Source organism: Frankia tisae (assembly GCF_025403405.1).
In the GTDB taxonomy this organism is placed as follows: Bacteria; Actinomycetota; Actinomycetes; order Frankiales; family Frankiaceae; genus Frankia; species Frankia tisai.
In genome coordinates, this window is sequence record NZ_JANEZT010000014.1 from 1 (window position 1) to 14,719 (window position 14,719).

Sequence of the window (14,719 nt, forward strand, 5' to 3'; positions counted from 1 at the left end):
GGGTGAGGGGGCGGCGCCGTGCTGGCGGCCGTGCCAGGCGACGGTGGCGTCCCAGAGGGCGTCGGCGACCGCCTCGCTGTCGTCCGCGGCATCGAGCAGCGTCTCCACGAGCTCGGCGCGGGGGGCGCGGCTGAGGAACACCCGCATCGCTGCGTGCACCGGGTCGTCGGTGAACAGCGAACTTTCGCCGATGATCCCGCCGTTCTCCTCGTCGCCGTCGTCGTCCTCGTCGTCCTCGGCCAGACCCGCGGAGCCGGTGGCGACGAGGGCGACGGCGACCGCGTGGCGGCAGAACAAGCCGGTTGCGCCCTCGGGACACGTGCAGCCGGTGCGCGGCCCGTCGTCGGCCGCCTCCAGGCGGACCTCGTGAGGCCCGTCGTCGTCGACCGTGCCTGAGGCGTTGGTGGGCCGGATGCGGAGCTGCTCGACGCGGCCGAGCAGGGCCAGGTTCACCCCTTCGATGAACACGTCGGTGCCCGCGCGCTGCGCGCAGGCACGTTCCTCGAAGGCTGCTTCGAGCGGGGTGACGGCGTCCCCGCCGTGCCCGTTCTCTCCGGACACAGAAATGATCACTGGTCAATCCTACGGAATGCGAGCGCCGATCGTACCGGTCAGGTCCACCGCATCACCGGTACCCGCTTGTCTTCCGTAGCATCGCGATATATCGTGAGCGTACGCGATAGCATGTGGATGGCTTCCGTTGGCCATCCATGGAGACGGAAGGAAAAATCATGACATCGCAAGCGATACCAGGCCCCTGGGGCCCCTGGGGTAAATGGGGGCGCGCGGCGGGGTTCGATCCCGCGAGGCTGTCGGAGTTCTTCGAGATGATGGCCGGATGGGTGGACCGCGAGGCCGGTGGCTGCGGAACGAAGGAGTCGGCGGCGCGCGACCACAGCAGCCGTACGGCGCGCGGCGGGCACCATGAGCATGGCGGGCCCGGCGAGGGCCGGCCGCGCGGGCGCCGTGGCGGTCCGGGCCGGCCACCGTTCGCGGGCTTCCCCGGTCCCGGCTTCGGTCCCGGCTTCGGTCCGGGGTTCGGTCCGGGGTTCGGCGGTCCGGGTGGTTTCGGCCGCGGGCCGCGGGTGGGCCGGGGTGACGTCCGCGAGGCGTTGCTGGCCCTGCTCGCCGAGCAGCCGATGCACGGCTACCAGATGATCCGTGAGCTGGCCGAGCGTAGCGGGGGCAGCTGGCGGCCGAGCCCCGGCTCGGTGTACCCGGTGCTGTCCCTGCTCGCCGACGAGGGGCTCGTGCGCGCGGAGGAGGCGGAGGGCAAGCGGGTCTTCCACCTCACCGACGCCGGGCGGGCCCACGTCGAGTCCCGGACGGGGCAGCGCAAGCCGTGGGAGACCGCCGCGGCCAGCGACAACGACGAGCTGGCCAGCCTGCGCTCGCTGGCCTTCGCCGTAGGTGCCGCGGTGGTCCAGGTCGCCCAGGCCGGGGACGGCGCGCAGATCGCCGCCGCCCGTTCCCTGCTCACCGAGACCCGCCGCAGCCTCTACCGCATCCTCGCCGGCGACGAGGGCGACCCGACCGCCGAGGAGACCGGCACCGCCGGAGAGGATGACGGCGGTGCCGCTCCGGGCTGGGATGCGAAGCAATGAACCCGGCCGGGTCCGGCCGGCCCCGCCGGGCCAGATCCGCTGGCATGCCACCTCTTCGGACCGGGCGACGTCCTGATCCGAAGAGGTGCGCCCGGTGGCGCTGAGGTCGGGGCGCCGCGACGGGGCGCGCGCACGGTCGGCCACGGGCTGGAGCGCCGGTATGGGACGCTTGCCCGATGGCGGTGGTGGGTGTCGGCGTCGACGTGGTGGACGTTGACCGTTTCGCAGCCACGCTGTCACGCACGCCGGGGATCGCGATGCGCCTGTTCACCCCGGCGGAACGCGATCTGGCCCGACCGGAGCGGCTGGCCGCCCGGTTCGCGGCGAAGGAGGCCGTGGCGAAGGTGCTCGGGGCGCCGCCGGGGCTGGAGTGGCACGACGCCGAGGTTGTCCTGAGCGCGAGTGGACGACCGTCGCTGCAGATCCGCGGCACCGTGGCCGCCGCGGCGGCCCGGCTCGACATCGCCTCCTGGCACCTGTCTCTCACCCACGACGGCGGGGTCTCCATCGCGATGGTCGTTGCCGAGAACTGACCGGCGACCAGCCAGCGCCTGCCCGCCGGACCGGCGGTCCCGGGGGCTCCTGCAACATCGGCCGCCCGGCGCGGGGCAGCATGGCGTCATGCGGAACGCGCACACGGTCACCCAGATCCGGGACGCAGAGAAGGCGCTGCTCGCCGCCCTGCCGCCCGGTGCCCTCATGCAACGCGCGGTGTATGGGCTGGTAGCCCATGTCGCCCGCCGGCTTGGCCGGGTCTACGGCGCCCGGATCGTCGTCCTTGCCGGGGGCGGTGACAACGGCGGCGATGCCCTGTGGGCCGGCGCGCGCCTGGCCGCGCGCGGCGCCCGAGTCGACGCGATCGCGCCCGGCCGCACCCACCCGGAGGGCACCGCGGCTCTGCTGGCCGCCGGTGGCAGGCTGCACGGTCCAGCGCCGGCCCTCGACGACGAGACGCTGCGCGGGCTGTTCGGCCAGGCCGAGCTCGTCCTGGACGGATTGCTCGGCATCGGTGGCCGCGGCGGCCTGCGGGCGGACCACGCCCGGCTGGTGGCCCTCGCGCCGCCCGAGCGCACCGTGGCCGTCGACATCCCCAGCGGCGTCGACGCGGACACCGGTGCCGTCACCGGAGCCGCCGTGCGGGCCAGTGCCACCGTCACGTTCGGCACCCACAAGCGCGGCCTGTGGCTGACGCCGGGCGCCGCTCACACCGGGCCGGTGGAACTGGTCGACATCGGGCTGGAGTTGCCCGAACCCGACCTGCGAGCGCTCGACGACGCCGATGTCGCCGCGATGATCCCGGTGCCGGGGCCGGAATCGTCCAAGTACCGCCGGGGGGTACTCGGCCTCGTCGCCGGCAGCGATGCCTATCCGGGCGCCGCGGTGCTCGCGGTCGGCGGGGCGCTGCGTGGTGGCGCCGGCTACCTGCGGGTCGTGACCGAGGGCCATGTCGTGACCGGCACGCCCGGCGCCGCCACGCCCGGCGGCGGCTCCGGGACGGGGGTTGCCAGCCGAGCGGGGGACTTCGTCCGGCGGGCGCACCCCGAGGCGGTGGTGACCGCCATCCGGGCCGGGGACCGCGCGGCCATGCTCGCCGCCGGCCGGGTCCAGGCCTGGGCGATCGGCCCGGGCCTGGACCCGGGGCCGGCGGTCCGGGAGCTGGTGGCCGGACTGCTCGGCACCGACCTGCCGGTCGTGGTCGACGCGGGCGCCCTCGACCCGCTGGCGGAGCTCCTCGCGGCCGATCCCGCGGCGTTGCGCGCCCGGGACGCGCCGGTTCTCATCACCCCGCACGAGGGCGAGTTCGGCCGGTTCACCGCGACCGCGCTGGGCTGGGATCCCGATCGCACGACGGCGGATCTCGCCGCCGACCGCCTCGCCGCCGTTCGGCGGGCCGCGGCGGCGACGGGCGCGGTGATCCTGCTCAAGGGCACCCGCACCCTGATCGTCGACCCGGCCGGGGCGGCCTGGGTGAACACGAACGGTTCCGGGTGGCTGGGGACCGCCGGCACGGGGGACGTCCTGACCGGCCTGATCGGCTCGCTGCTCGCGGCCGGGCTACCTGCCGCCGGGGCCGGGGCGGTCGGTGCCCACCTGCACGGGCGCGCCGCCGAGCGCGCCGCCGTGCCGCTCGCCGCCGGCGACCTGCCCGACCTGCTGCCCCGAGTCGTCACCGACCTGCTGGCCGCGCCGGGTCGGGGCCGGCCGGGGGGCGGTCACGGCGGGTAGCGTGACCGCTATGAGCGTGCAGGCTACCGAGGCGTCGGCCGGGAGCGCACCCCGGACGTACGCCGCCGTCGAGCTCGACGCGGTCCGTGACTCGGTGGCCGCCCTCGCGGCCCGCGCCGGTGACGCCGCCACCATGGCCGTTGTGAAGGCCGACGGGTACGGCCACGGTATGGTTCCCTGCGCCCGGGCGGCGCTGGACGGCGGGGCGAGCTGGCTTGGCACGGCGGTTCTGGAGGAGGCGCTGGCGCTGCGCGCGGCCGGGATCACCGCGCCGGTTCTCTGCTGGCTCGCTGCGCCCGGTGAGCGTTTCGCCGAGGCGATCGCGGCCGGCATCGACGTGTCGGCGTCCGCATCGTGGACCCTCTCGGAGATCGCCATGGCGGCGCGGCAGGCCGGCCGACCGGCCCGGGTGCATCTGAAGGCGGACACCGGTCTCGGCCGGGCCGGGGCGATGCCCGCAGACTGGTCGGGGCTGTGCGACCAGGCCGCGTCGCTGCAGGCCGAGGGTGTGATCGAGGCGTTCGGGGTGTGGAGCCACCTCGCGTTCGCGGACGCCCCAGGGCATCCAACCGTGCAGGCCCAGATCGGGGCGTTCCGGGACGCCGTCGACCTGGCCGAGAAGGCCGGGCTGGCGCCGACCGTGCGGCACCTGGCCAACTCCGCGGCGACCCTGGTCAGTCCCGAGGCGCATTTCGACCTGGTGCGACCCGGAGTGTCCGTCTACGGGCTCTCGCCCGGACCGGAGGTGGGCACGCCCGCGCAGTTCGGCCTGCGACCGGCGATGTCACTGGTCAGCCATGCCGCGCTGGTCAAGCGGGTGCCGGCCGGCACGGGTGTGTCCTACGCCCACCGCTACACCACGGCACGAGAGACGACGCTCGCCCTGGTACCGCTGGGCTACGCCGACGGCATCCCCCGGGCCGCCACGAACATCGGGGAGGTGCTGTTCGGTGGCCGCCGGCGCCGCATCGCCGGCACCGTCTGCATGGACCAGTTCGTCCTCGACGTCGGGGACGATTCGGCGGCCGCGGGGGACGAGGTGCTGCTCTTCGGCCCGGGTGATCGCGGGGAGCCGACCGCGGACGACTGGGCCGCGGCGCTGGGCACGATCAACTACGAGATCGTCACCCGGATTGGCGGGCGCGTCCCGCGCGTCTACGTCTGACTGCCGGTTGCCGCCCCTTGGCCCTGACGCCGGGCGCGGCTCATGGCTGGATCAGCCGCAGCCGCCGGAAGAACAGCCGCCGCCGGTGGGAGCGCTCCCGCCGAGCGCGCCGCGCTCGATCCGGCGGCGCACCGGGCGGGCTGCGGCCTCAACTGCCTCCCGCTCGGCCTGCTCGATCCTGGAACGGGTCGTCAGCGTCAGCATGACCGGGCCGGCGGCTGCCGGCGCCGCTGGCGCCGCCGCTGCGGCGGGCTCCGGTTCTGGCTCCGACTCCTCGACCATCCCGAGTGCGGCGGCCCGCGCCGGGCCGGTCAGGCCGCGACCGGTGTCCACCGGAATGTCCCTGCTCCTGTGCCACGACAGCTTCACGATTCCCGCCTCCGCAACGAAACATCCACCGCCTCGGCCGGGCGTCCCGGCCTCGCTCCACGGTTAGGCTCATTCCACGGTAAGGGACGCGGCCCGGCTCGGCCCAGCCTGGCGGCCCGGATGTGATCTGGCCGTGCCGTCGGCGAGCCGACTGCCGGACCGCCTGGCCCGGGGTGGCACCGCCCGTGAAGCCTGCCCACCCAGGGCAGATGGTCTCGCCGCACCCTGTCCGTCCGCCGCTGGCGGGGCCCGGGCAGCTAGGATGTCGGCGAGTCGTGACTGGCGCACAGAGGTGGAACTGACCACCGGGGAGCGACGAGCGGATCGGTGCCGCGCGCCTGGGTGCCTCCGGCTGGATGAGACCTGCCGGAGGTCAGCATGCACAACCCCCCGCTTCCCGAACTCACCGTCGCCGATCCCGAGCTCGCCGCGCTGGTCGAGGCCGAGGCCGCCCGCCAGCACGCGTCGATCAGGCTGATCGCCTCGGAGAACTACGTCTCCACCGCGGTGCTGGAGGCGTCCGGATCCGTTCTGACCAACAAGTACTCCGAGGGGTACGTCGGCCGGCGCTACTACGAGGGCCAGCAGGTCATTGATCCGATCGAGACGCTGGCCGTCGACCGGGCCAAGGCGCTGTTCGGCGTCGAGCACGCCAACGTCCAGCCGTACTCCGGCTCGCCGGCGAACCTGGCCGTCTACCTCGCCTTCGCCCAGCCCGGTGACACGATCATGGGGCTGTCGCTGCCGATGGGCGGGCACCTGACGCACGGCTGGAGCGTGTCGGCGACCGGAAAGTGGTTCCGCAGTGTCCGCTACGGCCTGCGCGCCGACACCGGCCGGATTGATCTGGACGAGGTGCGCGACCTCGCCCGCGCCGAGCGCCCGAAGATCATCTTCTGTGGTGGGACGGCGATCCCGCGCACGATCGACTTCCCGGCCTTCGCCGAGATCGCGCGCGAGGTGGGGGCGGTGCTCGTCGCCGACATCGCCCACATCGCGGGGCTGATCGCCGGGGGCGCCCACCCCTCCCCGGTCGGGCATGCCCCGGTGATCTCGACCACCACGCACAAGACGCTGCGCGGCCCGCGCGGGGCCATGCTGCTCTCGGACGCCGAGCACGCCACGGCGCTGGACAAGGCGGTGTTCCCCGGCCTGCAGGGCGGCCCCCACAACCACACCACGGCGGCCATCGCGGTCGCCCTGCGGGAGGCGGCGACGCCCGCGTTCCGCGACTACGCCCACGCGATCGTGGCGAACGCCCGCGCCCTCGCCGAGGCGCTGGTGGAACGCGGATTCGACCTGGTCACCGGTGGTACCGACAACCACCTCATCCTCATCGACCTCACGGGCAAGGACATCGGCGGAAAGCCGGCGGCGAAGGCACTCGACGCCGCGGGGATCGAACTGAACTACAACGCGGTGCCCTTCGACAAGCGCAAGCCGTTCGACCCCTCCGGCATCCGGCTCGGTACCGCCGCGATCACCACCCGCGGCCTGACCACGGCGCACATGCCGGTGCTCGCCGGCTGGATCGACGACGTCGTCAAGGCCGCCGGCGCCGCCGACACCGCGACGATCGGTCGCGTCCGGGAGCAGGTCACGGAGCTGGTCAGCGGCTTTCCGATGCCCGGCTTCGCCTGAGGCGTCGCGGGCCCGCACGCGTGACCACGCCCCGACCGGCCGAGGCCGGAGCATGGCCAAGCGTGCGTCACGTGAGGCCTGCTCCTGGACCGCAGGCGGTGCATCATCGGTTCAGGAGCAGCCCGGAGGAGGGAGCACCGATGGTGAGGACCGTGAACCCGTTCGTGGGTTCCCGGGCGGCGAAGGCCGCCACGGGATCAGCTGGTGTGGTTGGCGCGGCCATCGCGGCCAGCCTGGTCGCCGAGCGGCGGGCGATCCGCCGCCGCCGCCGCAACCGGCCGGACGCCCCGGCGCCGCCCGAGCTGAGGCCGATCGGCGGCCGGGTCACCACGGTGATCGCGGCTGACGGTGTGCCGCTGCACGTCGAGGAGACCGGTCCGCCGGACGCGCCGCTGACGCTGGTGTTCGTGCATGGGTTCTGCGTGTCCGCCGAGTCCTGGGTCCTGCAGCAGCGGGCCCTTTCGGACCTCGGCCGGATGGTCTTCTTCGACCAGCGCGCGCACGGGCGCTCCGGGCCGTCCGAGGTCGGCAACTGCACCATCGACATGCTCATTGACGACCTGTACCGGGTGATCCGCGAACGGGTGCCCGGCGGGCCGATCATTCTCGTCGGCCACTCGATGGGGGGCATGGCGGTCCTGGGCCTGGCCGGCGCCCATCCCGAGCTCTTCGATGACCAGATCATCGGGGTGGCGCTCTTGTCGACCAGCGCGTCGGAGCTGGCCCAGGTGGCCCTGGGGCTGCCGGCCCTGGCGACGGCGGTGGTGCGCCGGGTGCTGCCCGGCATCGCCGTCGGCATGCGGCACACCTCCGGCGTGCTGGAGCGGGTTCGCGGGCGGGGCAGCGACATGTCGTGGGAGGTGACCCGGCGGATCGGGTTCGGCGCCACCGACCTGCCGCCGGCGGTCGTCACCTTCCTCGAGACGATGGTCTCGGACACCTCGGTCGCGGTCATCGCCGCGTTCCTGCCCACCCTGCTCGACAACGATCGGCTGGCCGCCGCCGCTCGACTGGCCGCGATCCCCACCGTGTTAATCGTCGGCGATGCCGACCTGATCACCCCGGTGGCGCACAGCCGGGCGATCGCCGAGATCCTGCCCGACGCGGAGCTGGTCGTCGAGCAGGACGCCGGCCACGCCATCATGTTGGAGCGGCCCGAAGCGGTGAACGCCGCGATCCGCGGGCTGGTGCAGCGATCCCTCGCCGAGGTCTCGTTGCCGCTGCCGCGGTCGCGGGCGGGACGCCCACCCGCCCCGGTCGGTGCCGCCCCGGTCGGTGCCGCCCCGGTCGGTGCCGTCGCGGACGGTGCGCCGCCGGCCGAGCGGGCGGCGGTCGCGGACCGCGACGCCGGTGGGACGGTTGCCTGACCGGCCTTGGCGGACCCGGGCGGCGGGCACCGGCGGGCGCGAGCCCGGCGGAATGCCGGCTCGGGCGGGGCGCCGGCTCGGTCGGGTGGTGGCGAGGAGGCGAAGGGCGTGAACGCGGCACGGCAACGCGACGTGGTCGTCGTACCCACGGCGGAGCGGATGCGGGACTTCGGCGCCCGGTTGGGCGCGTTGCTGCGCCCCGGCGACCTGCTGGTGCTCTCCGGCCCGCTCGGCGCGGGCAAGACGGTCCTCACCCAGGGCATCGCCGTCGGGCTCGGCGTACGCGAGACGGTCACCTCGCCGACGTTCGTGCTCGCGCGGATCTACCCGGACGGCCGGATCCCGCTCGTGCACGTCGACGCCTACCGGCTCGGCGGGGTGACCGAGGTCGACGACCTCGACCTCGATGCCGACGCCGAGACCTCGGTGACCGTCGTCGAGTGGGGCGCCGGGCTGGTGGAGGGGCTCGCCCAGGACCATCTGGAGATCATGCTCACCCGACCCACCGCCGACGAGGCCGGCGAGACCAGGACCGTCCGCCTCGTCGCCACCGGCCCGACCTGGGCGCGACGGCTGCGCGAGCTCGCCGCGGGCTGAACGCGCCGCCTGCGCCGGGCCGCGGTGGGGCGGGTACCCGTCGTGGCCGATGCGGCGGTCCGTAGTCTGGTTGGGTGCTGGTGCTGGCCCTCGACACATCCACGGCCGCCTGTGCGGTGGCGCTCGCCGAGCTGACGGCGTCCGATCCCGCGCGGCCGGTGAGCCCGGCGGCCGGCGGTCCCACCGGCCCCGGCGTGCACGTCTGGCCCCGGGGGAGCGCGGTCACCGTCGACGCCCGCCGTCACGGGGAGCTGCTCGCGCCGTCGATGCGGGCGGTCCTCGACGAGGCGGGCGTGCGCCCGACGGACCTCGGGGCCGTCGTGGTGGGGGCCGGTCCCGGGCCCTTCACCAGCTTGCGGGTCGGCATGGTGACCGCCGCGGCCTTCGCCGACGCGCTGGACATCCCGGTGCACGGCGTCTGCTCGCTCGACGGCATCGGCGCGGCCACGGCCGGCTCGGTCGGTGTGGTCACCGACGCCCGCCGCCGCGAGGTCTACTGGGCCCGCTACGACGCCGGGGTGCGGGTGGGCGATCCCGCGGTGGGCCGTCCGGCGCAGGTCGCCCAGGCGATGCGGGAGTTCGGCGTCGACGCCGTCACCGGCCCCGGCCGGGCGCTGTACCCGGAGCCGTTCGCCGGGTTCGCCGTCGTCGACGACGCGGGGCAGGCGCGGGAGGCGGGCCTGCCGGAGGGTGGCTACCCGCGCCCGGAGCTGCTCGTGGGCCTCGCCGGGGCGGACCTGTTGGCCGGCCGCGACCCGAGCGTTCTGGTCCCGCTCTACCTGCGACGGCCGGACGCGACCGAACCGCACGCGCCGAAGGCCGTCAGGGTGTGACCCGGCCGCGGCCGCACCCCGACCAGGTCCAGGATCCTGGTCCTGGCCAGGATCCTGGCCAGGACCTGGTGCTCGTCCCGATGCGCTGGTGGCACGTCGCGACCGTCGCCGAGCTGGAGCCGACGGTCTTCGCCAACGACCCCTGGACCGCGGAGCTGTTCTGGTCCGAACTGGCCCAGGGCGATCAGCGGCGCTATCTGGCTGCGATGTGGCGGCCCCGGGGGGTGGCCGCACACGACCTGCCGGCGCTCGTCGGCTACGCGGGGCTGGCGCTCGCCGACGACGGCGCCTACATCCAGACCATCGGCGTCGTGCCCCGCGGCCGGGGCCGTGGCATCGGAGCCCGCCTGATGATCGCCCTGCTGCGCCACGCGCGCCAGGCCGGCGCCCGGTCCTGCGGGCTGGAGGTCCGCACCGACAATCATGCCGCTCGGGCGCTGTACAGCAGGCTTGGTTTCGTCGACATCGGCGTGCGCCGCAGCTACTACCAGCCCTCCGGCGGCGACGCCTACGTCATGCGAGCCCGACCGATCGACACGGTCGGGTACGCCGCGCTGCTCGACGAGGTCGAACGGGCGCTGCCCGGCCGGGTGCGCCTGGAGCCGTGACCACCGGCTGGCGTGGGCGCCCCGGCCGGGGTGACTCAGGCCGCTGCCCGCGCCCGCAGGGCGCTCTCGCCCGCGGCCCGGCTGCGCTCGTAGAGCTCGGTGAAGTCGGCCAGGGCCGGGTTGACCGGGGCGAGCGTCATCTCCACCCGGACCAGTTCGACGTCGGTCGCCCCGAGCGACTCGAGGACGTGGGCGATGAAGGGGAGCTGGTGGTCCCAGCCCTCCTTGGGGGTGCCCACCGCGTACGAACCGCCCTGGGTGGCGATGACGGTGACGCGGCGACCGGTGAGCACCGACTCTTCCGGCGGCTGGCGCACGGTGCGCCCGACCAGGATCACCTGGTCCACCCACGCCTTGAACGTGGACGGCACCGAGTAGTTGTACATCGGCAGCGACAGCAGGAGCTCGTCGGTCGTCTCCAGCTCGGCGATCAGTTCCTCGCGCAGCTTGACGCCCTCGGTCTGCTCCGGGGTGTGCTGCTCGGACGGGGTGAAGCCCGCCGACAGGGTGGCCCAGTCGAGGTGCGGCGGTGGCGTCAGGGCGAGATCGCGGTAGGTGACGGTGCCCTCGGGGTGGGCGGTGCTCCAGGCGTCGATGAAGGTGGCGGCCAGTGAGCGGGAGGTCGAGCCCTCCTGAGCCAGGCTCGCGTCGACGTGCAGCAGGTTGGACATTGCGGGGCCTCCGTGGTTCCACAGTCGTCAGAGCTCGAGATCATCAGCATTGCGAAGATCTGAGGGGAGAATATCTGATCCACATATCGTCTGTGTGTGCACCCATCTGACGGGAGATTGTTCTGACCGAGACGGGTAGGCTGAGCCGGTGAGCGACGCCGCAGCAGCCGCGGAGCGCGAGGCCGAGGCCGACGGCCTGCCCGAAGACCTGGGGCAGGATCTGGGCTGGCTGCTGGGCCAGGTGCAGTACGGCTACCTCGCGGCCTCCGCCGCCGCGGTCGGCGAGCTGCCGGGCGGCCTGCGCGCGCTGCACGTCCTCGGCGCCGCCGTCGACGGCGAGGCGCGTAACCAGATCGAGGTGGCCCGCCGGTTCGGCATCGACCGGACGGTGATGGTGCGCATCGTCGACGATCTCGAACGGGCGGGCCTGGTCGAGCGCCATCCCGACCCGGCCGACCGGCGGGCCCGCATCATCACCGCGACCGAACAGGGCGCGCGGCTCTACGTGGCGACCCAGGAGGACCGCCGCCTCGTCGACCAGCACGTGCTGGCCGGGTTGAAGCCGGCCGAGCGAGAACGGTTCGTCGAGCTGCTGCGGCGGGTCGCCGCGCGCCTGTTGGCCGTCGATCCCACGCACGGCTCGGCCGCCTGCGACGCGGCCCGGCGGGAGATCGACGCACACGAGGCCGCCGAGTGCCCGCCGGATGACGGCTGCCTCACCGGCGACGGACCCGCTGCAGGCAGCGACAGCACGGGGCGGACGCCCGCCATCGGCTGACCGCTGGATGGCGGCGGCCCGGTGAAGGCGGGCGAGTTCAGCGGTGCGGGTGGACCTGATGGAACGGCCAGGCGTGCGGGGAACCGGCGACCAGCCCGTCGGGTGGCACGGGCAGGGGCGCCGTGGCCGGCCCGATGGTGGCGCCGAGTGGCTCGGGATGAGCGGCGGTGGCCGCGTCGGCGTCCGTCGGCCCGGCGTCGGGCAACCGCAGGATCACCACGACGAGGTCACCCCCCGACTGGTGACTGAGATATACCTCACCTTCGCGGTCACCGAGGGTGTCGATCGCCCAGTCCCGCAGGTCCGCCAGACGGCCGGGCGTCGCCCTGGCTTCCCACATCCAGATCATGTTCGGGTCCCATCCCGCGTGGCCGAAGCTGTTCGGGGCCGGTTGCGCGGCCGCGCACCGGGAACGGGCCGGGGCGAGTTCACTCGTCCGGCGCGGCCGGCAGGCGGCGCCCGCTCCACAGTCGTCTTGACAGATCCGAACCTTGTTGGTTGACGTGTGTGGTGCGGGTGCTAGGTTGGCACTCGGCACGTGAGAGTGCCAGCGACAACAGGCGCCTGTTCACCCGCGACGGCAGGCCGCCAGGGTCGCTCTCTCATCCAGCGCAGGAAGGGGGAGGTCGATCGTGACGACCGCCACCAAGGTTGCTATCAAGCCTCTCGAGGACCGCATCGTTGTGCAGCCCTCCGACGCCGAGCAGACCACCGCATCCGGAATTGTGATTCCGGACACGGCGAAGGAGAAGCCCCAGGAGGGCACCGTTCTCGCAGTCGGCCCCGGCCGGTTCGAGGACGGCAAGCGCGTCCCGCTCGACGTCAAGGTCGGCGACGTGGTGCTCTACAGCAAGTACGGCGGCACCGAGGTCAAGTACTCGGGCGAGGAGTACCTCGTGCTCTCCGCTCGCGACGTCCTCGCGATCATCGAGAAGTAGACCGCTCGCCGGTAGCAACGCAAGGGGCGCGCCCCGCTGGTGGCCGTCCGGTTTCCGCCGGGCCCACCGGCAGGGCGCGCCCCTTGCGGTTTCCCACCGCTCATCGGTGTCGGGAGGACAACCAGGTATGCCGAAGATTCTCACGTTCAACGAGGACGCCCGCCACGCGCTCGAGCACGGTGTGGACGCGCTGGCCGACGCGGTCAAGGTGACGATCGGCCCGCGTGGGCGCAACGTCGTCATCGACAAGTCCTACGGGGCGGCGACGATCACCAACGACGGGGTGACGATCGCCCGGGAGATCGAGCTGGAGGACCCGTACGAGAACCTGGGCGCCCAGCTCGCCAAGGAAGTCGCCACCAAGACCAACGACGTCGCCGGTGACGGCACCACCACGGCGACGGTGCTCGCCCAGGCGATGGTCCGCTTCGGCCTGAAGCAGGTTACCGCCGGGGCCGCGCCGCTGTCGCTGAAGCTGGGCATCGAGGCCGCCGTCGAGGCCGTCTCCGCCGCGCTGCTGGAGCAGGCCCTCGAGGTCAGCTCCAAGCAGACGATCGCCCAGGTCGCCGCCATCTCCGCCCAGGACACCCGGGTCGGGGAGCTGATTGCCGAGGCGATCGACAAGATCGGTAAGGACGGCGTCATCACGGTCGAGGAGAGCCAGACCGTCGGTCTGGACCTCGAACTGACCGAGGGAATGCAGTTCGACAAGGGCTACATCTCGCCGTACTTCGTCACGGACGCCGACTCGCAGGAGGCGGTCCTCGAGGACGCGTACGTCCTGCTCTACCCGGGCAAGATCGCGGCGCTGAACGAGATTCTGCCCGTCCTCGAGCAGGTCGTGGAGGACCGCAAGCCGCTGCTGATCATCGCCGAGGACATCGACGGCGAGGCGCTGTCCACCCTGGTGGTGAACGCGATCCGCAAGACCTTCCAGGTCGTCGCGGTGAAGGCGCCCGGCTTCGGGGACCGCCGCGCGGCAATACTGCAGGACATCGCCGTGCTCACCGGCGGCCAGGTGGTGGCCAGCGAGGTCGGGCTCTCGCTCGACGCGGTGACCCTGGCGGACCTCGGCCGGGCCCGGCGCGTCGTGGTGGACAAGGACACCACCACCATCATCGACGGCGGCGGCGAGGCCGACTCGGTCTCCGACCGGGTGCAGCAGCTCAAGGCGGAGATCGAGGGCAGCGACTCGGACTGGGACCGCGAGAAGCTCCAGGAGCGGCTTGCCAAGCTCGCCGGTGGAGTCGCGGTCATCCGGGTGGGTGCCCACACCGAGGTGGAGCTCAAGGAGAAGAAGCACCGCCTCGAGGACGCCGTGTCCGCCACGCGGGCGGCCATCGAGGAGGGCATCGTCGCCGGCGGCGGTGCCGCGCTGGCGCACGTCACCTCCGTTCTCGACGACGGCCTCGGCCGCACCGGGGACGAGCTCGCCGGCGTCCAGATCGTGCGCACCGCCCTCGACGCCCCGCTGTCCTGGATCGCGCGCAACGCGGGCCAGGAGGGCGCGGTCATCGTCGCCAAGGTCAAGGAACTCGAGCCGCGCCACGGTTACAACGCGGCGACCGGCGAGTACACCGACCTGATCGCGGCCGGTGTCGTCGACCCGGTCAAGGTCACCCGTTCGGCGGTGGCGAACGCTGCGTCGATCGCGGCGCTGCTCATCACCACCGAGGGCCTCGTCGTCGAGAAGCCGGCGAAGTCGGAGGGCGATCATGCCCATGGCCACGGCCATGGCCACGGCCACAACCACCCGCAGGGCCCCGGTTTCTGACCGGAGCCGGTTCCGCGAGGCCCGGCCGGGCGCACTCCGGCCGGCGCCCCGCCCGCGGCAGCGAAACGGTCCGGCCGGACCCCACGTGGGGTCCGGCCGGACCGTCTTCGTCTCCAGGACACTCCTGCGGCGGCACGCGGCACGCTGT

16 protein-coding genes and 1 riboswitch are annotated in these 14,719 nt (G+C 73.6%); of the genes, 12 read left to right on the forward strand and 4 right to left on the reverse strand.

Annotated features, from left to right (window positions below):
• Window positions 1-573, reverse strand: a 573-nt coding sequence (locus tag NBZ85_RS02565; RefSeq protein WP_261553483.1) for an SWIM zinc finger family protein, incomplete at its 3' end; no start/stop codon positions are given.
• Window positions 574-731: 158 nt separating this feature from the next.
• Between NBZ85_RS02565 and NBZ85_RS02570 the strand changes: the two genes are divergently transcribed.
• The 4 genes from NBZ85_RS02570 to alr all read left to right on the forward strand — a co-directional run bounded on the left by NBZ85_RS02570 (window position 732) and on the right by alr (window position 4,995).
• Complete coding sequence (locus NBZ85_RS02570) at window positions 732-1,604, forward strand: PadR family transcriptional regulator (RefSeq protein ID WP_261553482.1); 873 nt, start codon at window positions 732-734, stop codon at window positions 1,602-1,604.
• Between the two features lie 176 nt (window positions 1,605-1,780).
• A complete protein-coding gene (locus NBZ85_RS02575) occupies window positions 1,781-2,137 on the forward strand; it encodes a holo-ACP synthase (RefSeq protein ID WP_261553481.1) in 357 nt (118 codons plus the stop codon).
• Window positions 2,138-2,225: 88 nt separating this feature from the next.
• Window positions 2,226-3,830, forward strand: coding sequence for an NAD(P)H-hydrate dehydratase (locus tag NBZ85_RS02580; RefSeq protein WP_261553480.1), 1,605 nt, complete (start codon window positions 2,226-2,228; stop codon window positions 3,828-3,830).
• A 10-nt stretch (window positions 3,831-3,840) separates the two neighbouring features.
• Window positions 3,841-4,995, forward strand: a complete 1,155-nt coding sequence (gene alr, locus NBZ85_RS02585; RefSeq protein ID WP_261553479.1) for an alanine racemase — start codon at window positions 3,841-3,843, stop codon at window positions 4,993-4,995.
• Between the two features lie 51 nt (window positions 4,996-5,046).
• Here the strand turns inward: alr and NBZ85_RS02590 are convergent, their stop codons facing one another.
• Window positions 5,047-5,328 (reverse strand): hypothetical protein, encoded by a 282-nt coding sequence (locus NBZ85_RS02590; RefSeq protein WP_372517632.1) that lies wholly within the window; start codon window positions 5,326-5,328, stop codon window positions 5,047-5,049.
• A gap of 301 nt (window positions 5,329-5,629) precedes the next feature.
• Window positions 5,630-5,715, forward strand: a riboswitch (ZMP/ZTP riboswitch).
• Window positions 5,716-5,742: 27 nt separating this feature from the next.
• Between NBZ85_RS02590 and glyA the strand changes: the two genes are divergently transcribed.
• The 5 genes from glyA (at window position 5,743) to rimI (ending at window position 10,410) form a co-directional block, all read left to right on the forward strand.
• Window positions 5,743-7,005: a serine hydroxymethyltransferase gene (gene glyA / locus NBZ85_RS02595; protein WP_261553478.1), complete on the forward strand. Its 1,263-nt coding sequence runs from the start codon at window positions 5,743-5,745 to the stop codon at window positions 7,003-7,005.
• 140 nt (window positions 7,006-7,145) lie between these two features.
• Window positions 7,146-8,372: an alpha/beta fold hydrolase gene (locus NBZ85_RS02600; RefSeq protein ID WP_261561462.1), complete on the forward strand. Its 1,227-nt coding sequence runs from the start codon at window positions 7,146-7,148 to the stop codon at window positions 8,370-8,372.
• Window positions 8,373-8,480: 108 nt separating this feature from the next.
• Window positions 8,481-8,969, forward strand: coding sequence for a tRNA (adenosine(37)-N6)-threonylcarbamoyltransferase complex ATPase subunit type 1 TsaE (tsaE, locus tag NBZ85_RS02605; protein WP_261553476.1), 489 nt, complete (start codon window positions 8,481-8,483; stop codon window positions 8,967-8,969).
• 74 nt (window positions 8,970-9,043) lie between these two features.
• On the forward strand, window positions 9,044-9,802 hold the full coding sequence (gene tsaB / locus NBZ85_RS02610) for a tRNA (adenosine(37)-N6)-threonylcarbamoyltransferase complex dimerization subunit type 1 TsaB (RefSeq protein WP_261553475.1): 759 nt from the start codon (window positions 9,044-9,046) through the stop codon (window positions 9,800-9,802).
• The gene (gene rimI / locus NBZ85_RS02615) at window positions 9,799-10,410 is read left to right on the forward strand and encodes a ribosomal protein S18-alanine N-acetyltransferase (protein ID WP_261553474.1); all 612 of its coding nucleotides are present in this window, start codon (window positions 9,799-9,801) and stop codon (window positions 10,408-10,410) included. Before tsaB ends, rimI begins: the two co-directional genes overlap by 4 nt.
• Window positions 10,411-10,445: 35 nt before the next feature.
• On the opposite strand, the gene NBZ85_RS02620 is transcribed toward rimI, so the two are convergent.
• A complete protein-coding gene (locus NBZ85_RS02620; RefSeq protein ID WP_261553473.1) occupies window positions 10,446-11,081 on the reverse strand; it encodes an FMN-dependent NADH-azoreductase in 636 nt (211 codons plus the stop codon).
• Window positions 11,082-11,229: 148 nt separating this feature from the next.
• On the opposite strand from NBZ85_RS02620, the gene NBZ85_RS02625 reads away from it, so the two are divergent.
• A complete protein-coding gene (locus tag NBZ85_RS02625) occupies window positions 11,230-11,859 on the forward strand; it encodes a MarR family winged helix-turn-helix transcriptional regulator (RefSeq protein WP_261553472.1) in 630 nt (209 codons plus the stop codon).
• Between the two features lie 37 nt (window positions 11,860-11,896).
• On the opposite strand, the gene NBZ85_RS02630 is transcribed toward NBZ85_RS02625, so the two are convergent.
• Complete coding sequence (locus NBZ85_RS02630; protein WP_308204918.1) at window positions 11,897-12,199, reverse strand: hypothetical protein; 303 nt, start codon at window positions 12,197-12,199, stop codon at window positions 11,897-11,899.
• A gap of 292 nt (window positions 12,200-12,491) precedes the next feature.
• On the opposite strand from NBZ85_RS02630, the gene groES reads away from it, so the two are divergent.
• The gene (groES, locus tag NBZ85_RS02635) at window positions 12,492-12,797 is read left to right on the forward strand and encodes a co-chaperone GroES (protein WP_009740479.1); all 306 of its coding nucleotides are present in this window, start codon (window positions 12,492-12,494) and stop codon (window positions 12,795-12,797) included.
• Window positions 12,798-12,924: 127 nt separating this feature from the next.
• A complete protein-coding gene (gene groL, locus NBZ85_RS02640) occupies window positions 12,925-14,571 on the forward strand; it encodes a chaperonin GroEL (protein ID WP_261553470.1) in 1,647 nt (548 codons plus the stop codon).
• Window positions 14,572-14,719 lie beyond the last annotated feature (148 nt).

Excerpts from the sequence above, each read along its gene's own strand:
- NBZ85_RS02570 (WP_261553482.1), top strand. The coding sequence starts at position 732 with ATGACATCGCAAGCGATACCAGGCCCCTGGGGCCCCTGGGGTAAATGG.
- NBZ85_RS02575 (WP_261553481.1), top strand. The coding sequence starts at position 1,781 with ATGGCGGTGGTGGGTGTCGGCGTCGACGTGGTGGACGTTGACCGTTTC.
- NBZ85_RS02580 (WP_261553480.1), top strand. The coding sequence starts at position 2,226 with ATGCGGAACGCGCACACGGTCACCCAGATCCGGGACGCAGAGAAGGCG.
- alr (WP_261553479.1), top strand. The coding sequence starts at position 3,841 with ATGAGCGTGCAGGCTACCGAGGCGTCGGCCGGGAGCGCACCCCGGACG.
- glyA (WP_261553478.1), top strand. The coding sequence starts at position 5,743 with ATGCACAACCCCCCGCTTCCCGAACTCACCGTCGCCGATCCCGAGCTC.
- NBZ85_RS02600 (WP_261561462.1), top strand. The coding sequence starts at position 7,146 with ATGGTGAGGACCGTGAACCCGTTCGTGGGTTCCCGGGCGGCGAAGGCC.
- NBZ85_RS02620 (WP_261553473.1), bottom strand. The coding sequence starts at position 11,081 with ATGTCCAACCTGCTGCACGTCGACGCGAGCCTGGCTCAGGAGGGCTCG.
- NBZ85_RS02630 (WP_308204918.1), bottom strand. The coding sequence starts at position 12,199 with ATGTGGGAAGCCAGGGCGACGCCCGGCCGTCTGGCGGACCTGCGGGAC.
- groL (WP_261553470.1), top strand. The coding sequence starts at position 12,925 with ATGCCGAAGATTCTCACGTTCAACGAGGACGCCCGCCACGCGCTCGAG.